This window comes from Streptomyces sp. NPDC046931 (genome assembly GCF_040644655.1).
Taxonomy (GTDB): Bacteria; Actinomycetota; Actinomycetes; order Streptomycetales; family Streptomycetaceae; genus Streptomyces.
In genome coordinates, this window is sequence record NZ_JBEYWX010000002.1 from 330,520 (window position 1) to 353,428 (window position 22,909).

The 22,909-nt window shown below is 73.7% G+C and carries 22 protein-coding genes and 2 pseudogenes; 8 read left to right on the forward strand and 16 right to left on the reverse strand.

The window, feature by feature from the left end; all coding sequences use genetic code 11:
- From ABZ876_RS05550 to ABZ876_RS05560, 3 genes and pseudogenes are all read right to left on the reverse strand, one after another.
- Positions 1–666 (reverse strand): annotated as a pseudogene (locus tag ABZ876_RS05550) (Toxic cation resistance protein); the annotation flags it as partial.
- A gap of 317 nt (positions 667–983) precedes the next feature.
- Positions 984–1,991: an endonuclease/exonuclease/phosphatase family protein gene (locus ABZ876_RS05555; protein WP_361774660.1), complete on the reverse strand. Its 1,008-nt coding sequence runs from the start codon at positions 1,989–1,991 to the stop codon at positions 984–986.
- A 126-nt stretch (positions 1,992–2,117) separates the two neighbouring features.
- On the reverse strand, positions 2,118–2,570 hold the full coding sequence (locus tag ABZ876_RS05560) for a hypothetical protein (protein ID WP_361774663.1): 453 nt from the start codon (positions 2,568–2,570) through the stop codon (positions 2,118–2,120).
- Between the two features lie 445 nt (positions 2,571–3,015).
- Here ABZ876_RS05560 and ABZ876_RS05565 point away from each other — a divergent pair, with 445 nt between their 5' ends.
- Positions 3,016–4,356 (forward strand): PLP-dependent aminotransferase family protein, encoded by a 1,341-nt coding sequence (locus ABZ876_RS05565; protein ID WP_361775576.1) that lies wholly within the window; start codon positions 3,016–3,018, stop codon positions 4,354–4,356.
- On the opposite strand, the gene ABZ876_RS05570 is transcribed toward ABZ876_RS05565, so the two are convergent.
- Together ABZ876_RS05570 and ABZ876_RS05575 are read right to left on the reverse strand one after the other, a co-directional pair.
- Positions 4,271–5,170, reverse strand: coding sequence for a hypothetical protein (locus ABZ876_RS05570; RefSeq protein ID WP_361774666.1), 900 nt, complete (start codon positions 5,168–5,170; stop codon positions 4,271–4,273). The genes ABZ876_RS05565 and ABZ876_RS05570 overlap by 86 nt on opposite strands.
- Before the next feature lie 389 nt (positions 5,171–5,559).
- Positions 5,560–6,030, reverse strand: a complete 471-nt coding sequence (locus ABZ876_RS05575; RefSeq protein ID WP_361774669.1) for a hypothetical protein — start codon at positions 6,028–6,030, stop codon at positions 5,560–5,562.
- Positions 6,031–6,143: 113 nt separating this feature from the next.
- Between ABZ876_RS05575 and ABZ876_RS05580 the strand changes: the two genes are divergently transcribed.
- The 3 genes and pseudogenes from ABZ876_RS05580 to ABZ876_RS05590 all read left to right on the forward strand — a co-directional run bounded on the left by ABZ876_RS05580 (position 6,144) and on the right by ABZ876_RS05590 (position 9,518).
- Positions 6,144–6,779, forward strand: coding sequence for an NAD(P)H-binding protein (locus ABZ876_RS05580; RefSeq protein ID WP_361774671.1), 636 nt, complete (start codon positions 6,144–6,146; stop codon positions 6,777–6,779).
- Between the two features lie 147 nt (positions 6,780–6,926).
- Positions 6,927–8,091: pseudogene (locus ABZ876_RS05585) on the forward strand (PP2C family protein-serine/threonine phosphatase).
- 125 nt (positions 8,092–8,216) lie between these two features.
- Positions 8,217–9,518: a hypothetical protein gene (locus ABZ876_RS05590; RefSeq protein WP_361774674.1), complete on the forward strand. Its 1,302-nt coding sequence runs from the start codon at positions 8,217–8,219 to the stop codon at positions 9,516–9,518.
- A 93-nt stretch (positions 9,519–9,611) separates the two neighbouring features.
- On the opposite strand, the gene ABZ876_RS05595 is transcribed toward ABZ876_RS05590, so the two are convergent.
- A complete protein-coding gene (locus ABZ876_RS05595; RefSeq protein WP_361774677.1) occupies positions 9,612–10,853 on the reverse strand; it encodes an amidohydrolase in 1,242 nt (413 codons plus the stop codon).
- A gap of 37 nt (positions 10,854–10,890) precedes the next feature.
- On the reverse strand, positions 10,891–11,073 hold the full coding sequence (locus ABZ876_RS05600) for a hypothetical protein (RefSeq protein WP_361775579.1): 183 nt from the start codon (positions 11,071–11,073) through the stop codon (positions 10,891–10,893).
- Between the two features lie 183 nt (positions 11,074–11,256).
- Between ABZ876_RS05600 and ABZ876_RS05605 the strand changes: the two genes are divergently transcribed.
- A complete protein-coding gene (locus ABZ876_RS05605; protein ID WP_361774680.1) occupies positions 11,257–12,600 on the forward strand; it encodes a helix-turn-helix domain-containing protein in 1,344 nt (447 codons plus the stop codon).
- A gap of 51 nt (positions 12,601–12,651) precedes the next feature.
- Here ABZ876_RS05605 and ABZ876_RS05610 read toward each other — a convergent pair whose 3' ends face one another.
- The 7 genes from ABZ876_RS05610 to ABZ876_RS05640 all read right to left on the reverse strand — a co-directional run bounded on the left by ABZ876_RS05610 (position 12,652) and on the right by ABZ876_RS05640 (position 19,151).
- Positions 12,652–13,038: a hypothetical protein gene (locus ABZ876_RS05610; RefSeq protein ID WP_361774683.1), complete on the reverse strand. Its 387-nt coding sequence runs from the start codon at positions 13,036–13,038 to the stop codon at positions 12,652–12,654.
- A 174-nt stretch (positions 13,039–13,212) separates the two neighbouring features.
- Positions 13,213–15,057, reverse strand: coding sequence for an alkyl sulfatase dimerization domain-containing protein (locus ABZ876_RS05615; RefSeq protein WP_361774685.1), 1,845 nt, complete (start codon positions 15,055–15,057; stop codon positions 13,213–13,215).
- 66 nt (positions 15,058–15,123) lie between these two features.
- Positions 15,124–16,830, reverse strand: a complete 1,707-nt coding sequence (locus ABZ876_RS05620) for a transglycosylase domain-containing protein (protein WP_361774688.1) — start codon at positions 16,828–16,830, stop codon at positions 15,124–15,126.
- Positions 16,827–17,567 carry a hypothetical protein gene (locus ABZ876_RS05625; RefSeq protein ID WP_361774691.1) on the reverse strand — a complete coding sequence of 247 codons (741 nt, stop codon included), beginning with the start codon at positions 17,565–17,567 and terminating at the stop codon, positions 16,827–16,829. Before ABZ876_RS05625 ends, ABZ876_RS05620 begins: the two co-directional genes overlap by 4 nt.
- Positions 17,564–18,127, reverse strand: a complete 564-nt coding sequence (locus ABZ876_RS05630) for a SigE family RNA polymerase sigma factor (protein ID WP_361774694.1) — start codon at positions 18,125–18,127, stop codon at positions 17,564–17,566. The genes ABZ876_RS05625 and ABZ876_RS05630 overlap by 4 nt, the downstream gene beginning before the upstream one ends.
- Before the next feature lie 81 nt (positions 18,128–18,208).
- Complete coding sequence (locus ABZ876_RS05635) at positions 18,209–18,778, reverse strand: hypothetical protein (RefSeq protein WP_361774697.1); 570 nt, start codon at positions 18,776–18,778, stop codon at positions 18,209–18,211.
- Positions 18,779–18,902: 124 nt separating this feature from the next.
- The gene (locus ABZ876_RS05640) at positions 18,903–19,151 is read right to left on the reverse strand and encodes a hypothetical protein (protein WP_361774700.1); all 249 of its coding nucleotides are present in this window, start codon (positions 19,149–19,151) and stop codon (positions 18,903–18,905) included.
- A gap of 183 nt (positions 19,152–19,334) precedes the next feature.
- Between ABZ876_RS05640 and ABZ876_RS05645 the strand changes: the two genes are divergently transcribed.
- Positions 19,335–19,838: a SigE family RNA polymerase sigma factor gene (locus tag ABZ876_RS05645; protein WP_361774703.1), complete on the forward strand. Its 504-nt coding sequence runs from the start codon at positions 19,335–19,337 to the stop codon at positions 19,836–19,838.
- On the forward strand, positions 19,828–20,538 hold the full coding sequence (locus ABZ876_RS05650) for a L,D-transpeptidase (protein WP_361774706.1): 711 nt from the start codon (positions 19,828–19,830) through the stop codon (positions 20,536–20,538). The genes ABZ876_RS05645 and ABZ876_RS05650 overlap by 11 nt, the downstream gene beginning before the upstream one ends.
- Here the strand turns inward: ABZ876_RS05650 and ABZ876_RS05655 are convergent.
- Positions 20,535–20,957 carry a MarR family winged helix-turn-helix transcriptional regulator gene (locus ABZ876_RS05655; protein ID WP_361774709.1) on the reverse strand — a complete coding sequence of 141 codons (423 nt, stop codon included), beginning with the start codon at positions 20,955–20,957 and terminating at the stop codon, positions 20,535–20,537. The two genes, ABZ876_RS05650 and ABZ876_RS05655, sit on opposite strands and share 4 nt — an antisense overlap.
- Before the next feature lie 62 nt (positions 20,958–21,019).
- Between ABZ876_RS05655 and ABZ876_RS05660 the strand changes: the two genes are divergently transcribed.
- A complete protein-coding gene (locus ABZ876_RS05660; protein ID WP_361774712.1) occupies positions 21,020–21,793 on the forward strand; it encodes an alpha/beta hydrolase in 774 nt (257 codons plus the stop codon).
- Between the two features lie 46 nt (positions 21,794–21,839).
- On the opposite strand, the gene ABZ876_RS05665 is transcribed toward ABZ876_RS05660, so the two are convergent.
- Positions 21,840–22,883, reverse strand: coding sequence for a sporulation protein (locus tag ABZ876_RS05665; RefSeq protein ID WP_361774715.1), 1,044 nt, complete (start codon positions 22,881–22,883; stop codon positions 21,840–21,842).
- Positions 22,884–22,909: the final 26 nt, after the last annotated feature.

The following is a 22,909-nucleotide window of genomic DNA, read 5'->3' on the forward strand; positions in this document are numbered from 1 at the left end:
CGCCTCCGGCTCGGGCTCCGCCGTGGTCGCCGGCTGGGGCTTCTCCTCCGCGACCGGTTCCGACTCGGCTACGACCTCCGGCTCGGACTTCTCCTCCGCCCCAGGCTGGGGCTTTTCTTCCGCCTCCGGCTTGGTTTCGGTCGTGGCCTGCGCCGCAGGCTGGGGCTTCTCCTCCGCGACGGGCTCGGGCTCGGGCTCGGTCGTAGTCTCGGGCTCGGGGTCCTGCTCCGCCTCCGGCTCGGGCTCCGCCGTGGTCGCCGGCTGGGGCTTCTCCTCCGCGACCGGTTCCGACTCGGCTACGACCTCCGGCTCGGACTTCTCCTCGGCCGCAGGCTGGGGCTTCTCTTCCGCCTCCGGCTCGGCTTCCGCCGTAGCCGTCGGTTCCGTGGTCGTCGGGTGGAGCTCCGCGGTGTTGGCGGACTCCTCCTTCGGGCTCGCCTGCCTCGGTACCGTCACGCTGTCGAACGCCGCAGACACCAGTTCGTGCTCGTCGTCCCGGCCCGACTGCTGAGCCGGGACCTCCGCCGACGTCGGCGGCTCGGCGGTATCCGTGGCGACCGCCGACGTTTCCGAGGCGGCCGCCGTCTCCCGCGAGGGCTCCCCCTCGGCGGTGCGACCCTTGCGTGAGCGGCCGAACGCGTTCCGCAGGAGAGTGAGAATGCCCATGTGCGCAACCCTTCGCGTGAGTTGATGCCCGTCAATCCCTGGCCAGGACGGACACGTAAGGTTAGCCGCCGAAGGCGCCGATCTTGGGCAGGGTCCGGCCATCGGATACAGCATTGTCAATACCGCGATCTCGCCGTTACCAGCCCGGCGCCCGGCCCCCGGAGCCATGTTTTCCTCGTGTACTCCTCCTCGCGCCCCAAACGCCGTACGCACGGGCGTGGTTCACGGACCGTTCACCCGTCTGCCCCGCCCTCGCGCCTCCATCCGCCCTAGCGTCACGCCCACCCCGGGGGATCGCACAGGGGACGGCTCCCGCCCTAGGTGTGCCGGTGGAGGGTGACGTCGAGGACCAGGGCCCGGTGGTCGGTGTCCGTCAGGGCGAGGAAGTGCGCGGAGCGCGCGGAGAAGTCCCGGGAGAGCAGGACGTGGTCGATCTGGGCGCCGGCCAGCGGTGCGGTCCGCGCGGGCCAGGAAGGCGTACGGGCCTCGTCGGCGAGGCGGGCGCCGTCGCGCAGGCCGGTGGCGAGAATGCGGCGGAAGGCTGCGTGGTCCTGGGAGGCGTTGAAGTCGCCCGCGAGGATCGTGGGGGCGTCGCCGCCGGCCGCCGCGTAGGCGCGCAACCTCCCCAGTTCGCGGCGCCAGACGGAGAGCTGCCCGGGCAGCGGAGGCATCGGGTGGGCGAGCTGGAGGCGCACGCGGTGTCCGTGGACGTCGGCGACCGCGCCGGGCATGCCCATGGTGCCGGGCACGCCGGGCGCGGCCGTCAGCGGGAATCGGCTGAGAATGACCGATCCGTCGGAGCCGGCGCCGTCGACGGCCCGGCGGTAGGGGTAGCTGCCGTCCGTGCCGCCGAAGGCGCGCTCCAGAAGGGCGGAGCAGCGGTACTCGCACTCCTCGACGAACACCACGTCGGGGTGGGCCCGGCGGATGGCGGGCACCAGGGAGGCCGTGCCGCGCCCGAACTCCACATTGGAGGTCAGCACCCGGAACCCGGCGAGCGGGGCGCCGGTGGGCTGCCCGGCGCCGCCGTACGGCTCGGTGAACCAGGTGAGGGCGGCGAGCACGAGGACGCCCCAGACCAGTCCGGTGCGCCAGCGGACGAGCAGGGCGAGCAGGAGGGCGAACGCGGCGGGGGCGAGCAGCCAGGGCAGGAAGGCGAGCAGCTGGGGCACCGGCGTGACGGCGTCGGTGTCCGCGGCACGGCAGCCGACGACGACACCGACCCCGGCGAGCAGCACCCGGGCACACCAGGTGCCGGCGGTCCGCCTGCGGGACCGGCGCCCGGTGCGGGCCGGCCCGGTCGACTCCACGGTCGCAGTCTCCACGGACCGGCCGCCTTCCCCTCGATGGGCTGGATGCCCGAATCCTCCCCCAAAGACGGCGGTGAGGGGGAGAGGTGCGCCGGATGTACGCGGCCGGCCCGCGCGGGACGGCTGGAGTCCGAGCAGCCGTCACAGGGTGCCGCGGTTACCCCGGGAGGGCCCCGGAGGCTGTTCCACACGGCCCGCTGTGACCAGGGACCAGATCGCGAAGGCCCCGATCGCGATGGCGATGAACGACCAGACCGGGGCGTACGGCAGAAACATGAAGTACTCGACCATGTACACGGCCGCCAGGCCCACGCCGACCGCGCGGGCCCAGTCCCTGCCCTGGAGCACTCCCCAGCCCGTCACCGCGACGAGAGCACCGATGACCACATGGACCCAGCCCCAGGCGGTGAGGCTGAACCCGTACACATAGTTGCCGACGCGGGCGTAGACGTCGTTCGCGGCGATGCCCGCGATGCCGTTCAGCACGCCCAGGACGCCGCTGACCAGCATCAGGACGCCGGCGAACGCCGTGCCGCCGGTGGCCCAGGCCGAGTGCTTCGGGTGCGGGGTGGTGCGTGCGGTGTGCTGGACCATGGGGGTCGCCTCCTAGGGACCTCGGGGCCTTCACCCGCAGGTTCGCCCGGGCGGCGGAGGTGCGCCTGGTGGTGTAGGCCGAACGGGTGGCGGCGTCCTTCTCCGCGTCCCTGAGCCGTTCCGCGTCTCTGAGCCGTTCCGCTTCCCCGTCCCTGAGTCGTTCCGCCGGGGCGTACCGGGACTGCCTGCGCCATGGCCGCGCAGGTCCGGGGCGGTGACCCTCCGGGAACGGGGGAGCCCGATGAGCCGCGGGGCCCACCTCGTGCGGTCGAGGGGAAGGACCGTGGACCCGGACGAGCGGCAGCGGACCGTCGCAGCCGCGCCGCCGTCGGCGGCCGCCCCGGTCGTCGTAGTAGGCGGGAAACGGGGTCGGGGGCAGGACCCCGGGCGCCAATTACGCGGCGCAATAAGGTCGTTGCCCTCGGTGCAATCGCAAGGGGGGATGGTGGAGGACTACCGGAGCATCGCCGACCGGATCGCCGCGGACATCACCGCGGGCCGGCTGAAAGCGGGCCAACGGCTGCCGCCGCAACGGACGTTCGCGCGGCGCCGCGGCATCGCGGCGTCCACGGCGGGGCGGGTGTACGGCGAACTCGCGCGGCGCGGGCTCGTGGCGGGCGAGGTCGGGAGGGGCACCTTCGTACGGCCCTCCCCGTCACCGCCGGACCGGGCGCTCGCCGAACCGGCGACGCACGCGCCCGTCGACCAGGACCCCGACCACCCGTTCGCGCCCGGCCAGTCGGAGCTGCTGGCGGCCGGGATCGCGCCGCTGCTGCGGCCCGAGGTCCTCACGGAGGCGACCCGCACGGCCCCGGCCGCGGGCACGCCCGCCGCCCGGAAGGCCGCCGCGGGGCTCCTTGCCACGGCCGGCTGGCATCCCGCCCCGGACCGGGTGCTGTTCGCGGGCGACGCACGGCAGGCCGTCGCGGGCGCCCTCGCCGCCCTGGTACGGCCTGGGGGCCGCGTCGGGGTGGAGTGGCTGACGTATCCGCTGGTCAAGGAGGTCGCGGCGCGTCTCGGTATCGCCCTGGTCCCGCTCGCCACGGACGAGCAGGGCTTGCGCCCGGACGCCCTGGCGGCCGCGCACCGCTCCACTCCCCTGTCCGCGGTCTATGTGCAGCCGACGCTGCACCATCCGACATCGGCGACCACGGGGCAGGAACGCAGACGCCGACTGGCCGCCACCGCGAACGCGTTGCGACTGCCGGTCGTCGAGGACCGCGTCTGGGCGTTCCTGTGCGGGGCGGAGAGCGGTGTGCCGCTCGCCGCGTACGCGCCGGAACGCACGTACGTCGTGGACGGACTGTCCAAGCGGGTCGCGCCCGGGCTCACCGTCGGGTTCCTCGTGGTGCCCGAGGGGCACGGCGAGGAGGCGGCCGGGGCGCTGCGGTCGGGCGGGTGGACGGCGGGGCGGTTCGCGCTGGAGGCGGCGGTCCGGTGGATCGAGGACGGCGTCGTGGCACGGCTGGTGGAGGCCAAGCGGGCGGACGCGGCGGCGCGGCAGCGGCTGGTCGCCGAGCACCTAGACGGCCTCGCCGTACGGTCCGACCCCCGGGCGTACTTCGCGTGGTGGCGGCTGCCCCGGCCCTGGCGTGCGGAGGTGTTCGCGGCGGCCGCGGCCGAGCGGGGGATCGCGGTGACGCCGGGACCCGCGTTCGCGGCCGGCGGCCCCGGGGCGGAGGGCGCCGCCGCGGACTGCGTCAGGCTCGGACTTGCGTCCGCTCCTCTGCCGGAACTGGCGCGGGCGCTGCGGACGCTCGCCGACGTCGCACGTACAGGCCGGTGAGCCAGGCGCCCAGGGCGACCGCAACGCCGACGCCCATCAGCACCCAGGAGACCAGGCGAAGCGTTTCGGTGAGGGCGTCGTAGACCGCTCCGGCCGCCGGGTGCGAGACGCCCGGCGGGAGGTCCGCCAGCGTCATCCGGCGGCCCACCGCGATGGCCACGGCCAGCAGCGCGGCGCCCACGGCGGTGCCGAGCCCGGTCGCAAGGACGGCCCGGCGGCGCGAGACGGAGACGAGGATGCCGGTCAGGGCGAAGCAGGCCGAGGCGACGGGAAGCCAGAAACCGGCGACTTCGAGCACGTGGAACCCCTTCCGGAGCTTCGTCAGGTCCTTGGACTGCAACAGGGTGATCTCCGTGTGGGCCACCGGGATGCGGCCCGCGAACGGCACGTGTTCGTCGACGAGTTGCCGTTTCATGCGCTCGGTGGCGGGGGCGAGGTCGAGGGTGACGGGGCTGTCGTCGTCCTCGCGCAGGGCGCGCATCACGGCGTCGTGGGCGCTGAGGTTCGCGGTGTCCCAGGCGCTGCGGAAGGCCTCGGTGGCGGTGAACGAGCGGACCGCCTCGTGGACGAAGGCCTGCACGGAACCCTCAAGAGGCGGGCCGACGTGCACCTCGCGCATGATGCCGTCGGTGACGGCGCTGGCGATGGCGTCCTGCACCTGGGCGTCGGAGGCGAGCGGGGCGGTGGTGGCGGCATAGCGGGCGCTGTCCTGGATGCCGTACTTCGCCCACATGGCGAGCACGCCGAGCGGTACGAGCAGGCACGCGAGCCCGACCAGCACGGCGGAGAGAAGGCTCCGGACACGTTGGGACACGCCACCAGCGAACCGTGCCCCCGCGCACTACGCGAGTGATATGCCTGCAAATGGGTGGATATGACAAGCCGATGGGTGAGGGCTGGGAGTGGGGTTCCGCCCGGGCCGGGCGCTCTCCGGTGGAGCGTTCGCCCGAACGGGTGTTACCTGGTGGTGAGGGAGAGGAACGGACGGCCTTTCGATGGGGAGAAGTCTGTGGGTCGGCCCGCCGTGTCCTCTCCCGTTTCCAGGGCTCCTCGACCGGCGCCCGGGACCGGATTGACGTCCCGGGTGGCGGGTGAGTGAGGGAGACGCACGAGGCCCCGGCGCCCAGCATGGGCACCGCACCGGGGTCTCGTGCGCCGAACGCGTGGTGAACCGGCCCCTGCCGGGGCTCGGCTCGCCGGAGGTCAGGCGATTCTGCGGCCCGACGCGTCCTCGTGCGTGTAGTAGCGGTAGAAGTTGAACGCGAACACGGCCACGGCGACCGCGAGTGCGATGCCGGTCGAGCGCAGCACGGTCTCGCCCGTCTGGGAGTACAGGAAGCCGAACGCGATGCCCGCGAACACCGCCCACAGCAGCGCGTGCATCTCGCGCCGCAGCCGGGGCGCCACGGTGAGCAGCCCCACGCACAGCGCCGCGAACACGATCGCGCTCACGAAGCCGAACAGCAGGTTCCAGCCGGTGATGGGACCGGCGTCACGGCGGATGGCGGCGGCCCAGTAGCCGTAGAGGAGCCCGAGGGCGACGGGCACCGCCAGCCTCGCCATCGCGTGTGTGCGCTGGTCGAAGAGGTCGGGCGGGCGGTACCGCGTGACCGGCCCGCGGGATGGGGTGACAGGTGTGCGCGAAGTCCCTGACGCGGGTGTCGCGTGAACCATGGGAGCACTCCTCTCTCCTCGTCTCCTCGTCCCCGTGACTCCAGGGCACACCTGGCCAGGGCGGGCGGCAAGTCGGGATGCGTGGGTCCCCGTACCGTGTTTCGCTGGGGCTCATGAGGATCGTGCTGTTCGGCGCCACGGGCATGGTGGGCAGCCGGATCGCAGCGGAGGCGACGCAGCGCGGCCATCGGGTCACGGCCGTGAGCCGCTCCGGCCAGTCGCCCGTGCCGGGGGTGACCGCCGCCGCGGCGGACGCCTCGGATCCGGCGAAGGTGGCCTCGCTGTCGGCCGGGGCGGACGTGGTGGCCAGCGCGTGCGTACCGCCGCGGGACGGCTCGGATCCCGAGGAACCGTTTCTCGCCCTGAACCGCGCCCTGGTGCAGGGGGTAGCGGAGGCCGGGGTGCGACGGCTCGCCGTGGTGGGCGGCGCGGGCAGCCTGGAGGTCGCCCCCGGCGAGGAACTCTGGAGCCGGCCCGACTTCCCCGAGGCGGTCCGTCCCGAGGCGCTCGCCCACCGCTCGGCCCTGGAGTACTTCCGCACCGTCGACGACGTGGACTGGACGTACGTCTCACCCCCCGCCGAGATCGCGCCCGGCCGGCGCACCGGCCATTACCGGGTGGGCGGTGAGCAGCTGCTCACCGACGCGAACGGCGCCAGCCGGATCAGCGCCGAGGACTACGCGGTCGCGTTCGTCGACGAACTGGAGCGGGGCGCCCATGCGGGCGCCCGCATGTCGGTCGCGTACTGAAGGACGAGGCGGAAGGGCGGTGCCGGTGCCCACCAGGCGACCACCCCACGACGGCACGCCCGCTCCCGAAGCCATCGGTCCCGGCGGTCCCGGCGGCCCTGTGGAGTTTCTCCGGGAGCGGCTTCCGGGCCTTCGGGGGCCGACGCCCTGAGCGTGCGGTCGCAGCTGCTGCGTGTGCGCGGGCGCGGTGTCTCCTGGATACCGCCGCTGGTGCTGCTCCTCGGTGTCGCCGCCTTCGACTGGGCCACCGGCGGTGATTTCCGGACGATCTCCTGGGTCGTGCCGGTGCCCGGCGTCGCGGCCACGATCTGCGGGCTGTGGGGCACGATCGCCGTCGCGGTCCTCGCCGTCCTCACCTACGAGCTGGAGGACAACCGCTGGCCGCACCAGTTCCAGAGCGGACTGCCCGACTTCATCCTCGTCGTCCTGGGCGGCCTGATGGCCGTGCCGGCCTGTGCGGTGCGGCTGCGCGGGGAGCGGCGCATGCTGCACACGCAGGACATCGCCGAGGCCACCCGGCGCACGGTGCTGCGCCCGCTGCCGGCCGGCTGGGGCGGCCTCGACCGCGCGGCGGTGTACCTGGCCGCCGACAGCGTGGCCCGTGTCGGCGGCGACTTCTACGACAGCCAGCCGGGCCCCCGGGGCGCCCACGTCCTGATCGGTGACGTCCAGGGCAAGGGTCTCGGCGCGGTCGCGGCCGCTTCGGCGCTGCTCGGCACCTTCCGCGAGGCGGCCTACCACGAGCCGTGCCTCGGCAAGGTCGCCGACCGGCTGGAGACCGGGATGCGCCGGCATGTCCGCTACGGCGCCGCCATCGGCCGGGAGGGGATCGACCGCTTCGCGACCGCCCTGCTGATCGGCTTCCCGCCCGCCGACCCCGGGCACATGGAGTTCATCAATTTCGGGCACGAGCCGCCGCTGGTGGTCACGCCCGGCGGGGTACGGCGGCTGCCGCCCGGCGGGCGCATGCCGCTGGGCTTCGGCGACCTCGTCGCCCCCGCCTACACGGGTGATCCGGGCGATCCGGGTGGCAACCCGGGCGACCGGCCGCCCGGCCCGCTGCGCGTACCGCTCGCCCCCGACGAGACGCTGCTGCTGGTCACGGACGGGGTGTCCGAGGCGCGGGACCGGGTGCTTCTTCCCGCTGCGCGACCGGGTGGTCCGCGCGGTGGCCGAAGATCCCCGTGCCGCCGAGCCCGGCCGTCTGGTGCGCCTCGTCCGCGACGGCACGCTGCGCCACTGCGGGGGGCGCCTCGCCGACGACACGACGATCTTCGCGGTACGACGACCGCGTCCGCCCGGCGGCCAGTGAGCCGCCGGCTCACCCCCCTGCCGCACAACCAGGCCCAGGCAACCGGCGTTTGTTCGTCCTCCGTCGCAGCTTTGCAGGCGCAGCGGTTACCGTGCTGCCGTACGTGATCGATCGGGGAGGGAACCATGCCCGGAACCGTGTTGCTGCTCGCTGCCTCGCCGGCGGGCCGGGGATGCCTGGTGGACGCGGCCTCCGTGCTCCCGGTGCTCGCGGCCGTCGCGCCGCCGGTGCTGTCCGGCACGGACACGGCCAACGTGGTCGAACTCGCCGACCCGCTGGAGCCGCAGGCGGTCCTCACCCGGCTGCGGGCCGCCGCGGCCGCGCCCGGCCCGCTCACGGTCTTCCTCACCGGACAGCTCCAGCTCGACCGCCGTGAGCGGCTGCCCCACCTGGCGCTGGCCCGTACCACCCCGGCGACCGTGCGCTACACCGCTTTCCCCTGGCACTGGATCCGCGAGGAGCTGCGTCTGCGGCCGCCCGGTGCGACGACGGTCTTCGCGGATCTGCACGCCGATGCGGAGACCTGGCAGCATCTGCGCACCCGGCCCCTGGACTGCGGTCCTTCCGTTCTCCTCTACGGCCGTGTCGCCCCGCCGCCGCCACGCCGTGCGCTGGCGGTTCCCGCGTATATGAAGGCCGTGGCGACGATCCTGCGCAGCGGCCTCCGCCCGGACCCGGGGACCCTCCACCACCAGGCCCTCACACGGGCGCTCGCCGAGACGGGTGCACCGGCGGACGCGGCGGGGGACGTCGTCCTGGCACCGGCCGTGAACTCACCGCTGCCGCCCCGGCCTTGGCGCACCCCGCCCGCCGGGTACGTCCCCGTCGGCGCCCACCCCGTGCCCCCCGGCCACACCGCCGACGTCCCGCAGAGCACCGGGCTCGCGCCCATCCCCCCGCCACCCCAGCCCGCCGGTGCACCCCAGGCCCCCCAGCCCGTCGTCGCGCTTCCCCCGGCCCGAGGGCCCCAGGCCGCCGTCCCGTCGCCGCCCCCGGACCAGCACGCCGCGCTCACGGCCGCCGTGCAGGAGGGCAGACACGCGGAGGCGGCGGCGCTCGCCGCGGGGTGGGAGCAGGCCGCGCTGCGGGAGCACGGTGCCGGCTCCCCGGAGGTGCTGCACTGGATGGAGGTCCGGGCCGATCTCGCGATGCTCGCGGGCGACCCCGGCCGCAGCTGTGAGACCTGGCTGGCGGTCGCCGCCGCCCGCCTCGCCGCCGGGCAGGCCCCAGGGGACCCGGCGGTGGAGGCGGCCGTCGACCGTGCCCACCACCAGTGGGGCCGCATGACGGACAGGGCCCGGGCCAGCGAACTGGGCCCGGGCCTCGCCGAGTTGCGGGAACGGGTCCCGGGGCGCCGCGAGGGCGCCCTGAGCCATGTCCACAAGCACCTTCGCCGTCTCCAGGGCGGGCTTCAGACCCAGGCGTGACGGGGACGGGGGAACGCCCCCGTGGGGCGTCGGCGCGTGCGGACGAGAGACGGGACGCGTCCAGACGACCGAGTCATGACCGAGTCAACCGACTCATGCCATGGACAAGTGGGCCAGCGCCCCCGAGACCATCGCCCGGACACCGGGGACGAGCGTGGACAGGTCGGGTGCGAAGCGGGGGCTGTGGTTGCTCGGGACCCCCGCGAACTTCTCCATGAGGTCCCCGCCGGGTGCCTCCTCCCAGACGTCGGCCGGGGTGCTGGTGACGAACCAGTAGGCGTACGGTGTCCCGTCCGCCGCGAGGTGCGGGAAGTCCTCGCTGCCCATCGCCGGGCCCGGGTCGAAGACCGTGGCGGCACCGAACACCTCCCCGTGCGCGGTGGCCACGCGACGGTGGGCGGCGGCGTCGTTGACAGTGACCGGGAAGTCGGCGCCGACGGTCACCTCGGGTTCGCGCGGGCAGTCCGCGGCCAGGCACTCGCCCGCAGCGATCCGCCGGATCGCGGCGATCATGCGGTCGCGCACCTCGGCCGACTGGGTGCGCAGGTTCAGCGCGATGTGGGCCGTCGGCGGGATGATGTTGTGCCGGGTGCCCGCCTCGATCCGGCCCACCGTCAGCACCGCGGAGTCGCGAGGCGCGATCTCCCGGCTGACGACGGTCTGGAGCCGGGTGACGAGGTACGCGGCCGTCACCACGGGGTCCACGGTCGACTCCGGGCGCGAGCCGTGGCCGCCCCGGCCGTGCACGACGACGTCCACATCCGTCGAGGCGGACAGGATCAGCCCCGGGCGGTGCGCGTAGAGCCCGGCCGGCCCCGGTGCCGCGTGCTGGGCGAGCAGGACGCCGGGACGTGGGAACCGCTCGTACAGCCCGTCCGCGACCATCGCCCGCGCGCCTTCGCCGGTCTCCTCGGCGGGCTGGCCCACCACCAGCAGCGTGCCCGACCACGCGTCGCGCCCGGCGGCCAGCGCCCCCGCCGCGCCCGCCAGCCAGGTGACGTGCAGATCGTGTCCGCAGGCGTGCATCACGCCCGGCACCTCGGAGGCGTACGGCAGGCCCGTCTCCTCGGCGACCGGCAGGGCGTCCAGGTCGGCGCGCAGCAGGACGGTGGGCCCGTCGCCGGTGCGCAGCACCCCGACGACACCGGTGCCGCCGACGCCCTCGGTGGTCTCGTACCCGGCCGTGCGCAGCCGCTCCGCGAGCCTTCCCGCGGTCCGGTGCTCGCACAGGGACAGCTCCGGGTGACGATGCAGGTCCCGGTAGCAGTTCTCCAGGTCGGCCACGGGCAGGTCGGCGGTGAGGTCCAGCGCGGTGCGGGCGGCGGGAGAGGTCACGGGGCCAGGGTATGCGGCGCGCCGCCGGGCGACCCGGCTATCCGGTGGCTCCGTCCCGCACGGAGACGTCCTGAGGGGAGAAGCCGTGCGGGGAGACGTCCTGGACGTGCCGGAGCGGCTCCGGCTGGGCGGCCCGCGCCGGGCCCGCGTTGGCCGCGGTGACCAGGGCGGCCACGGCGACGACGGCTGCGCCGAATCCTCTGACGTAACGCGTGGATATGCGTCCGTGAAGCACGGAAGGGCGTCCGGGCACGGCAACCGACCTCGCAATTACAGCGACCTATTAAGCACGCTTAACGTGGTTCCCAACCTAGGGGCTGAGGCGACACGGCGGAAGTCCCCCTCCTTGACGGAAAGTCAGAAACAGGCCTTCTCAACTGTGCTTACTGGCATGATTGATCGCATGGTGAAGCGGGACGACCCGGAGACCATCGGGCGCAGGGTGCAGCAGCTCCGGCGGGAACGGGGGCTGACCCAGCGGCGGTTGGCCGAGCCCGCCTACACGCCCGCCTACATCTCCACCCTGGAGGCCGGCCGGGTCCGTCCCTCCGACGAGGCGCTGCGGCACATCGCCGAGCGGCTCGGCATCGCCTACGAGGAGCTGGTGACCGGCCGCCCGGCCCATCTCGCCACCTCGCTGCGGCTCCGGCTGACCGACGCCCAGCGCACCCTCGCCACGGGGGAGACCGAGGTCGCGGCCGAGCAGTACGGCGCGCTGCTGGCCGAGGCGGAGGACCACGGGCTGGACGCCGAGCAGGCCGCCGCGCTGCTCGGGCTCGGGGAGTGCGCCCTGGAGCTGGGCGACCTCGCGACGGGCCGGCAGCACTTCGAACGGGCCGAGAGGTGCCTGGCCGACGCCCCGCTGCCGAGCCGGGCCCCGGCGCTGCGCGGGCGCGCCGTATCCCACTACCTCGCGGGTGAGCTGCGTTACGCCTGCTATCTGCTGGAGTCCACCCTCGACGAGCTGAACCGCTCCGGACTGCACGATCCGGACGCGCTGCTGCTGCTCTACGCCAGCGCCATCGGCCCCTATATGGACATGGGCGCGCAGGTGCGGGCGGCCCAGGCGGCCGAGTACGCGCTGGCACTCGCGCCGCAGGTGCGGGATCCCGCGCTGGTGGCCCGTATGCACCGCTCGGTCGCCCGCACCCTCCTCGCGGAGGGACGCATCGCCGAGGCGGACACCAATCTCGCCAAGGCGGCCGAGCTGTACCGGCAGTTGCAGATCCGTACCGAGCTCGCCAAATGCCACTGGATGCGCGGCTATCTCTACGTCCAGAACGGCGAACTGCGGCGTGCAGAGGACGAGCTGCGCGAGGCCCTGGCCATGCTCGCCGAGAAGCGGGCCGCCCTCTACAGCAGCCAGGTCGCGGTGGAGCTCGCGGACGTGCTGCACCGGCGCGGGAAGTCCGAGGAGGCCGCGGAACTGCTGCACGGCGTCCTCGGCGACATCGGCCCCGAGCGGGGCGCGGTGCACTCGGCGGCCGCGCACCGCCTCCTCGGCATCATCGCGGAGGACGCCAGGGACACGGAGACCGCGGAGGAGCACTACGTCCGGGCGCTCAGCCTGCTGGAGCGGGCGGGCGCGGCGGGCGACCTGGCGGACCTGTGCCGGCTGCTGGGCGATCTGCTGAGGCGCACCGGCCGGGTGGAGGCGGCCCTGGACGCCTACCGCACGGGCCTCGGCCACCGCACCGCCCCGGGCACCACGACCCTGGGCCCGGCACCGGCACAGCCGCCGCTCTGACCCCGACCACGCCATGAGTTCGCGTATCGGTGTGCTGTCCGTGGCCGGTCGTCAGCCGTGTTGTGCGTACGGCATCCCGGACACACCGTGCCTGGCGTCGCGCTTGCCGGGCTTCTCGCAGTGCTCGCCGCGTTCGATGGTGGCGGTGTCGGGGGTGCTGCCGTCTCCGGTGGCCGTGCCCGTGTTCGTGACCTGCTTGCGGGCCTTGCAGGACAGCGGGGTGATGGCGATACCCCCTGGGCCGTTGCCGACGGTGATGGTGTCGATGACCGTGTTCGTGTTCGTGTCGGTCATCGACACCGTGTTCGAGGGCAAGTTGGTGACGTAGGCGCGGGTGCCGTCCGGGGTGATCGTCACATCGGCCGGGGCGTTGCCGGAAGGGCGGCCATGCCGGACATGTCGTGGGCGCCGGCAGGACACCGCAGTCACGCGCGACATGTGACCATCCGTCACCGTACGTAGGCGGCACGGGTTGGTGGTGGGCGGCGCTCCGCAACCAGGTGGCCGTGACAGTCCGTTGGACGCACACCGCATACGAACCGGTGGACTGATCGTCGGACCGGCCGCCCGATGGTGGGCGGCCGCCGACCGGCGGCGACGTCCGCCCCCGACTCACGGCGTGACGATCGCGAAGTCCTTCTCCGGCTGAGTCACATAGGAGAACAGCCGCTTGAGCAGTCCCCGGTCGCCGTCCGTCTCGATGCCCGCGAGTCCGCTGCCCGCCAGCAGACCCAGCAGTTCGGGACGGGTCAGGGTGAGGGTCAGGCCCGCGTGCGGCCTCGGTGTGCGGTGCAACGGCAGGCTGCGGTGCGTGAGCGCGCCGTGCTCCAGATTGACGCGGTGCCGGCGCTGCTCGTCGATCACGACCAGGTCGATGACCAGGCGCGGCTCCTTCGCCGCGCGGGGCCCGTCGATGCGGACCGCGATGGCGTCGAGCAGCATGCTGACGGTGAGCGCCGACGTCATTCCGGCGGTGTCGCCGACGATGGCGGAGCCGCCCGCCCCCTCGCGCAGTTCCAGCGCCCCGGTCAGATAGATGTTGCGCCAGGGCGCGTTCTCGGCGCCGTGCCCGAGCCGCTCGTACACCCCCGATAGCGCCTCCTTGGCCTCCTCGTCGCCCGGGTCGGCGAAGACGAGATGGTTGAGCAGGGTCGCGGCGAACCGCAGGTCACCGGCGTCGACGTAGCGGCGGGCCGCCGCGCGCATCGCCTCCGGGCCGCCCGCCACCTCCACGTACCGCCTGGCGAGGGCGGCCGGCGGATGCTCCCACAGGTGCGCGGGGTTGCCGTCGTACCAGCCCAGGTACCGCTGGTAGATGCCCTTGACGTTGTGGTTCAGGGACCCGTAGTAGCCGCGCGCGTGCCAGGTGCCCTCCAGCCCGGGCGGCAGCCGCAGCTCCTCCGCGATCTCCGCACCCGTCAGGCCGTTGTTCAGCAGCCGCAGGGTCTGGTCGTGCAGATACGCGTACAGGTCCCGCTGCTCGGCCAGCAGCCGGACCACGTTCTCGTGCCCCCAGGTCGGCCAGTGGTGCGAGGAGAAGGCCACGTCGTAGGCGTCGCCGAAGAAGTCGATGGCCTCGTCGAGGTAGCGGGACCACGCGCGGGCGTCGCGGACGGGAGCGCCGCGCAGGGTCAGGATGTTGTGCAGGGTGTGCGTGACGTTCTCGGCCAGGCACAGGGCGCGCCGCTCGGGGAAGAGGAAGTTCATTTCGGCCGGCGCCTCGGTGCCCGGGGTCGGCTGGAAGAGGATCGGCACGCCGTCGACGGTCTCCCGCTGGCCGGTGTGCGTGATGTCGAGGGTCGGCGTGACGAGGGTGACCGTACCGGTGGACAGGGCCGTGCCGAGCCCCGTTCCGATGTGCGCGTCGGGCGCCTTCGGCAGCCGGGTCCCGTGCATGAACGCGGCGCGGCGGGCCATCGCGGCTCCCGCGTGCACGTTCTCGCTGACCGCGTGTTCCAGGAACCCGGCGGGTGCCAGCACCGGCACCCCGGCCTCCGCCTCGCGCGGCAGCACACCCCGGGCGCCCCCGAAGTGGTCGACGTGGGAGTGGGTGTAGACGAGCCCGGTGACGGGCCGCTCTCCGCGGTGGCTCCGGTACAGGGCGAGGGCCGCCGCGGCGCATTCGACGGAGACGAGCGGATCGACGACGACGACGCCGCGCGCGCCCTCGACGAGCGTCATATTGGCCAGACCGAGTCCGCGCACCTGGTACACGCCCTCGGTCACCTCGTACAGCCCCTGCCGCGCGCACAGCTGGGACTGGCGCCACAGGCTCGGGTGCGCGGTGCCGGGACAGTCCGCGTCGAGGAACCCGTACGCGTCCCCGTCCCACACCACCCTCCCGTCCCCGTCCGTCACCACCGCGGGGACGAGGGTGGCGACGAACCCGCGGTCGGCGTTCTCGAAGTCGGTCAGGTCCTCGAAGGGCGGCAGACCGTCAAGGGGCGCGGCGTCCATGGGGCCAGCTTCGGGGCGCGCGGTGCCGGAGGCCAGCGGTGGGGGCCCGTTAGAGGCGGCCGTACATCACCCGCCCGCCCCCCGAAGAACCCGCCCGACCAGGCTCTTCGCGAGGTCCGCCGCACCCGGCGGCAGATGGGCCGGTGCCGCCGGGCGCCCGGCCTTGGCGGACCGCTCGGCGAACAGGGCCGCCGTCGTGCTCAGGGCGGGGGTGGAGACCGTCGTCCACAGGGTGCGGGTGCCGGGGCCGGTGCCCGCGCCGCCGGAGAAACCGCCGGGCACCGGTGCGGTCCCGCCGGGCGTCCGGGACGCCGCCGCGTACTTGGCCATCCCCCGGGCGGCGAAAGACGGCATGACCCGGTGGGTGTCCGGTCGGGCCGTGTACACCGCGCGGCCGGCGCGGGTGATCCTGGCGACCGTGTACGGGGCCGCGTAGGTGCCCCGCGCCGCCATCGCCGCATACGCCGAGGCCAGCCGCAGCGGGCTCGGGGCCGGCGTCGTCGGCAGGGACGCCAGCGGGGCGCCCAGCTCGATGCCCGCGAACGGCAGGAGCGCGGTGCCCGCCTCCACCGCGCCCGACAGCGCGTCGTTGAACGGCTGGTGCGCGTAGTCCGAGCCGCCGTACAGCACCCGGACCGCCCCGTCACCGGGCACGATCCCGACCACCGCGGCGTGCAGCCGGGCTCCCTTCGCCGGCCCGGGGACGCCCTCGTCCGCCCGCTGCGCCACCGCGTCCTGTGCGGTCGGGTCGAACGTGGTGTGCACGGTGTAGCCGCCGCGGGCCAGCTGGTCCACGGTGATGCCGAGCCGGTCGGCGGCCTCCCGCGCCGCCACGTCGATCAGATACTGGCGCTGCCCGTCCGTGTCACCCGGCGGATAGAAGCGGAACGCGGGGAAGCGGGCCTCGGCACGCTCCTTCGCCGTGAGGGCACCGCTGTCCGCCATCGCGTCCAGCACCCACGCCCAGCGGCGGACCAGCGTCCGTGTCACCTGAGGGTCGGAGCCCGCGCGCTCGTAGTAGGAGGGGATGTTGACGACGGCCGCCAGGGCGGCACCCTGACTGACGGTCAGGTGCTGGGAGTCCACGCCGAAGTAGTTCCGCGCGGCAGCCTCGATGCCGGCCGCGCCCCGGCCGAAGTACACCGTGTTCAGATAGCCCTCGAGGATCTCGTCCTTGGAGCGGGTGCGGTCCAGCTTGACGGCTATCAGCGCCTCCCGGACCTTGCGGGACAGCGACTGCTCGGGGCTGAGCAGCGCGTTCTTCACATACTGCTGGGTGATCGTGGAGCCGCCCTGCCGCTCGCCACCGCTCAGCGTGGACAACGCGGCGCGTACGACGGCGGCCGGCGAGACCCCCGAGTCCGTACGGAAGGAACGATTCTCCGCAGCGATGACCGCGTCCTGGACAGCACGCGGCACCCGGCTGAGCGGCACCTCCTGACGGTCCACCGGACCGCGTCGGCCCAGATAGCCGCCATGGTCGTCGACGAAGACCGTGGACTGCATCGCGGTCTCCGGGTGCGGCTCGGGGACGACCGTCGTCTCGTACGCCACCACGAGCCCGCCGACGAGGAGGAGCACCAGCGTGGAGAGGGCGGCCAGCGCCCGCCGCAGCCGGCGGCCGCGGGTACGGCGGGCGCGCGTCGACCGGTCGAGCCGCCGCCGGTGCCGGACGGCGGTCCGCTCCGCCCCCGCCGCCGTCCGGCCGGTCCCCCGGCGCGGGCGGACGGCCACGGCGCGCAGGCGCGCCGCCGCGCGCCGGACCGCCGTCACGGGAGCACGTCCGTCCGCGCGATCACCCCGCCCACCGCGTCGTACACCGTGACTCTTCGCGTGCCGTCGTCGAGCGTCGGGTCCTTGGACAGCTTGTCCAAGGCGGCGGAGGGCAGCTTCACCGTGGCGTACCAGGCGCCCCACCCCGGGCTGCCCGCGAGGGTGAGGGCCGTTCCCTCGATGTCACCGCCGACGGTCTCGATCCTCACGCGCGCCGCCTCGCCCTTTCCGTGGTAGGTGCCGAACAGGAACCGGTCGCCGTTGCTGCCGTACGTCCGCGTCTCGATCCCCGGCCGGTCCAACGCGATATTGCCGTCGGTGACGCTCTTGAACTGGACCGGGGCGTCGGGCTCCGTCCAGTGCAGGCCGTCGGGGGTCAGCCATAGCCTGGTGCCGGGCGCCGCCGCGACCCGCTCTCCCGGCGTGACCACCCGCACCTTCCCGACGCCCACGGACGGCGACGCGGACGCGCTCGCCGCCGGAGGCATCACACGGCCGGCGTCACCGTGCGTGCCGCGCAGTGCCAGCGCGGCCAGCGGCACCAGCAGCAGTCCGCACCCCGTGCCGAGCACGGCCGTCCGGCGCCTGCGCCGGATCCGCCGGCCGTGGCGCTCGATGGCCGCCAGCGGCGGCCCGGACGGCGTGATCCCGTACGCGCTCTCGGCCAGCGCCTCGCGCAGCTGCCCGATGTCGGCCGTCGCCGGGCGTGTGTCGGTCTCGGTCCTGGAGTGGTTCATCGGCGGGCTCCGGAGACGGGGCGGGGACGATCGGAGGCTTCGAAGACTTCGAAGCCGGGGTGCGCGCGCAGGGCGGTGAGGCCGCGCCGGACATGGGTCTTGACCGTGCCGAGGGAGCAGCCGAGCAGCTCGGCGATCTCGGCCTCGGTGAGGTCCTCCCAGTACCGCAGCACCAGCACGGTCCGCTGCCGGGCGGACAGCGCGGCCAGCGCCTCCATGACCGCGGCCCGGCGTTCGACCGACTCGGCGGGGCCGGCCTGCGGCTGGTGCACCCGCTCGGGCAGGAACGGTGTCAGCAGATGGACGACCCGTTTTCTGCGGATGCGGCTGAGGTTGTTGTTGACGAGAGAGCGCCGTACGTAGAAGTCGACGTCGTCGAGCGGAATGCGCCGCCAGCGCGCGTACACCTTGGCCAGCGTCGTCTGCACGAGATCCTCGGCCTCGTGGAAGTCGCCGGTGAGCAGGCACGCGGTGCGCACCAGACGGGCCCAGGACGCGGCCGTGTACGCGGCGAAGTCGGTGCTCTCGGCAACGGCTGCGGATGTCTCGTGCTGCGGCACGGGCGCGATTCCTCTGGTTCGGGTATGTGGGGGTCGGAGGAAGGCCGGGGCGGGGGACCGGCATGGTCCCCCGCCCGGTGATCACGGTGTCAGCCGGGCGTAGACCTTGCCCTTGGTGTCGTAGACGGTGATCTCGGTGATGAAGTCCTGGCCGGCCGTGCCGTAGTCGGCGGTGGCGTACCAGGCGCCCCAGCGGCGCTCACCGGCGAGACGGACGAGGTCGCCGTGCACGGTCCCCTCCTTGGTCTTGACCACGACGCGGGAGGCGGTGGCCTTGCCGCCGGCGTAGATGCCGGACAGATAGGCGTGGCCGCCCCCCACCTCGGCCTGCATGCTCACGTTGGGCGTGGACAGGTCGATGTTGCCGTCGACGACGCTGCGGAACCCCGGCTCGTCCATGAGGGGCGACTTCCAGTACTTGCCTTCGGGGGTGAGCCAGACCTCGAAACCGGGAGCGGCGGTGACATGCTCACCGGGGGCGACGACGCGGGGCGTCGGGGCGGGCTTCTTCGCCGCCGCCTTCACCGCCGTGGTCGCGGTGACCGTGCCGTGCGCCGCCTTCCCCTGCGAGGCGGCGTACGACACCGTGGGCGTCCCCGCCAGCGCGGCGGTGACGGCCACGGCGGCCACGTACTTCTGAGTGCGTGTCATGTACGAGCGACTCCTTGCCTTGAACGGACCGTCAGCGGTCCGGGATGTGGACGGTCGAAGGGCACCTGTCCACCCCTGCACACTCCCGGCGCCGCCACCCGGGATGACACCCCGCCGGAATTTCTCACGCGAGGGCGCTCCCGGCCCGCCGGTCGGCCCAGCCGACGTTCCAGTCGGGCTCGGGCTTCGGCCGCGCGGTGGCCGTCGCCGTCGCGTTCGGGCGCCCGGCCGCGGCGGCCTCGGTGTCCGCGGCGGACAGCGGCGTCCAGGCCCAGCCCGTGAGGGCCGTAAGCGCCGTTAGCGCTGTCAGCGAGCACGCGACGGCGGCCGTCCGGGCGGGCGCTCTGCGCCGGATCCTGGCTCTGGCGGTCATCCTGTTGCCCCTGTGGTGTGTTTCGATGTGCGGCGTACGGGACCTGTACGCACGGGGATGTCGGGCGGGTTGCACGGGAGGCCCGGGAATTCGGAAGACCCCCCTGACGGGCCATGAGCGAGCACGGGGCGGGGGGCATGACCGAGAACGTGGCGGGGGCATGACGGGAAACGTGGCGGGGGCATGACCGAAGACGAGTTCGACGCTTTCTACGCCGCCGCCTTTCCCCGGCTGACCGGCCAGCTCTACGCGTTCACCGGGGATCACGGAGAGGCGCAGGACGTCGTGCAGGAGGCGTTCGTCCGCGCCTGGGACCGGCGGCGCGAGTTCCTCGCCGAGGGCGCGCCCGAAGCCTGGATACGTACCGTGGCGACGCGGCTCGCGGTCAGCCGCTGGCGTCGGGCGCGACGCTGGCTGGAACTGGTGCGGCGCATTCCGCCCCCGGAGCACACGCCCGGTCCGGATCCCGAGCGGGCCGCGCTTGTGGCCGCTCTGCGCAAACTGCCCGAGGCGCAGCGGATGGCCCTGGTTCTGCACCATCTGTGCGACCTGAGCGTGGAGCAGGTAGCCTCCGAGACCGGTGCTCCGGTGGGGACGGTCAAGGCGCGGCTGTCCCGGGGCCGGGCGGTGCTGGCGCGGGAACTGGCCACCGGCGACGGGGAGAGGGAGGACGACCGTGTCCGATGACCTCACCACCGGGCTGCGCGAACTGGCCGAGTCCGGGCAGATGCCGCCCCGGGTGTCCGGCACCGAGGTCCGCCGGCGGGCGGGCGTACGCCGCCGCCGTCGCCGTACGGCCGTCGCGGCAGCCGGTGTGTCCGCCGTGACCGTCCTCGGTGTCGCGCTGCTGCTCAACCTCGCCGGTCCCGGCCCGCACGACCGCCCGTCCCCGGCCTCGACCCCGACCAGCACACCGAGCACGCATGCCGCACCCTCCGCCACGGTGTACCTGGTCGGGCGGGTCCTCGTCATCGGTGACCGTGCGCTGCCGGTGTCCTCGGGCAAGTTCGGCACCCGCACTCCGACGGGCCGGATGACGGTCACCGCCCGGCGGGACATCACGACGCAGCACGGCAAGGCCTTGGGCCTCGCGGGCGGTTACGGCTTCAAGGTCCCCTGGGTGGTCGAACTGCGCTCGGCCGACGGCACGAGCACCTTTCTCGGCGGTCTGACCTACGACAGCAAGGCGCCCGGCAATTACGACAGCACGAACGGCTGGATCGGCCTGGGCGTCGACGACGCCAAGTGGGTGTACGAGCGCTTGAGTGCGGGGGATGTGGTCGTCGTCGAGGACGGCCGGGGCACGCCGGTGCCGGAGCGGACGTCCACGGCCGGGCGGACACCCCCACCGGCGGACGGCGGAAGCGGTTCCGGCGACGGGGGCTAGCCTTCGGTCCGCTCCTTTGTGAGCCGGTGCAGCAGGCCGAGCAGGGTTGTCCGTTCGGCCTCGGACAGCGGCGCGAAGCATTCGGCCAGGACCTCGTCGGCGACCCGGTGCCCCGCCTTGAGGGTCTCCTCCCCGGCCGGTGTGAGGTGGTGCTCGATGCGCCGGCCGTGTCCCGGCCGCCGTTCGACCAGACCCTGGGCCACCAGCCGGCCGGCCAGCGTGCCGAACGCCTGCTCGCTCTGGAACGTGGCCGCCGCCAGCGACCGCGCGGTCGCCCCCGGGGAACGGCTGATCGCACGCAGTGCGTCCCATTGCGCGAGGGTCGTCCCGACACCGGCGAGCCGGCCGTCGAGGGCCCGGTGCTGACGGTACTGGGCTTGTTTGACGGCTCTTCCGAGGGACTGGAGTTCAGGGGCCATGGGCCCAGGTTAACACCATGACTAAACTTGCTTATATAAAGAAGCTTAGTTAATGTCGGGGCATGACCACATCCCACACGCACGCCGTCCGGCCCGAACCGGGCCTCACCCTCGCCGAATCGGGGACCGGGCGCCCGGTGCTGGTCCTGCACGGCGGCGGAGGCCCGGACACCGTCACCGGACTCGCCGCCCACCTGGCACGCACCGCGCACGTCATCACCCCCACCCATCCCGGCTGGCACGGCACACCTCTTCCCGGCGGGTTCACCGGCGTCGACGATCTCGCCCTGGCCTATCTGCACCTCCTCCACGACCGGGGGCTGCGCGACGTGCTGGCCGTCGGCTCCTCGCTCGGCGGCTGGATCGCCGCCGAGATGGCCGTCCGCGACCAGGCGGGGATCCTCGGCGGGCTGGTACTGATCGACGCCGTCGGAGTCGCGGTCGAGGGCGAACCGATCCGGGACTTCTTCGCCCTCGACGCCCGGGGCGTCGCCGAGTACGCCTACCACGACTCCGAGCGCTTCTACGTCGACCCGGCCGAAGTCCCCGCCGCACAACTCGCCCGTCGCCAGGGCGACACGGCGGCACTGCGCACCGTCGCGGGCGATCCGTACATGCACGACCCCAAGCTGCTGGGCCGCCTGGGACGCGTCGGGATCCCCGCGCTGGTGCTGTGGGGCGAGAGCGACCGCATCGTCACGCCCGGGTACGGCGCGGCCTATGCCGCCGCGTTCGGCGACGGCCGCTTCGAGACCGTCCGCGAGGCGGGTCATCTGCCCCACATCGAACAGCCGGAGGCCACGTTCGCCCTGATCGACGCCTTTCTCGGGGAGTGAGTGACTCCGCGAGCGCTGTGGGGGAGGGGAAGGCGTGGCGGACGGGTCAGTCCTCCCCGCCCTCGTCCTCCTCCCCCTCGAAGAAGTCCCCGATCTCGTCCACCACTTCGGCCGCCACCATCCCGCCGACGACCCCGACGGCCAGCCCCGCCGCACCCGCGGCGACCGCCGTGCCGATACCGGGTCCGGAGCGGTGCCCGCCGTGATGGTCGCCGTGGTGCCCGACGTAGCGGCTTCCGTGGTGATCACCGTGATGGTCGCCGTGGTGGCCGGCGTAGGGCGCGTGCGTCCCGTACGTCGTCCGCGCCCCGTGGGCGGCCCGGAGTTCGGCCAGCTGTCCGACCCAGCCGTCGACTTCCGCGTTCCAGTCGCGGGTGTGGACGTCGTGGTGGCCGACCGTGAAGCGGGCGAGGGTGTCGTGGCCCGAGGAGAACGGGCCGCCGCGCTTGTCGGCCTCGAGGACGATCTCCACGCCCCCGGGGGACGCGAGGAAGGTCAGCTCGATCTCGTTCACCATGTGCGCGTACCGCGGGGCCGGGGTCAGCTCGATCTCCTGGTAGAAGGGAAGCTGTTGTCCGGTGCCGGCGATGCGGCCGTACTCCAGGTCGGCCGAGCGGAAGCCGAAGCCCAGCTGCCCGAGGGCTTCGAGGACCGCCTCCTGGACCGGCAGCGGACGCACCGCCAGCTGGTCCAGGTCGCCCTTGTCCCTGGCGCCGGCCACCGCCAGCTCCGTGCGCACGCCCAGGACGATGCCCAGGTGCTGCCCGTACAGCTCGGTGAGCGGCGTCTCCCACGGCAGAGCCACGCTGAACGGGACGCTGCGCCGCTCCTCCTCACCGAGCCGGAAGCCGCCGCCGACCGTGAACCGTGCGAAGGGGAGCGCCCCCTCGCTCTCGCCCCCCTCGTGCTCCGCCTCCACGCGCGCGACCAGCTCGAGCCCGATGTGCTCGATCTCCACCTCCGACCCACCGCCGCGCAGATGCACCTGCCCGGTCAGCGCACCGCCGGGCTGCGCCGCGCCACCGTCCAGGACCGTGTCCACCGAGGGGCCTCCCACGCCGATCGCCCCCAGTAGCCGTTTGAACACCATGCCGGTGCCGCTCCTTCACTGATCGC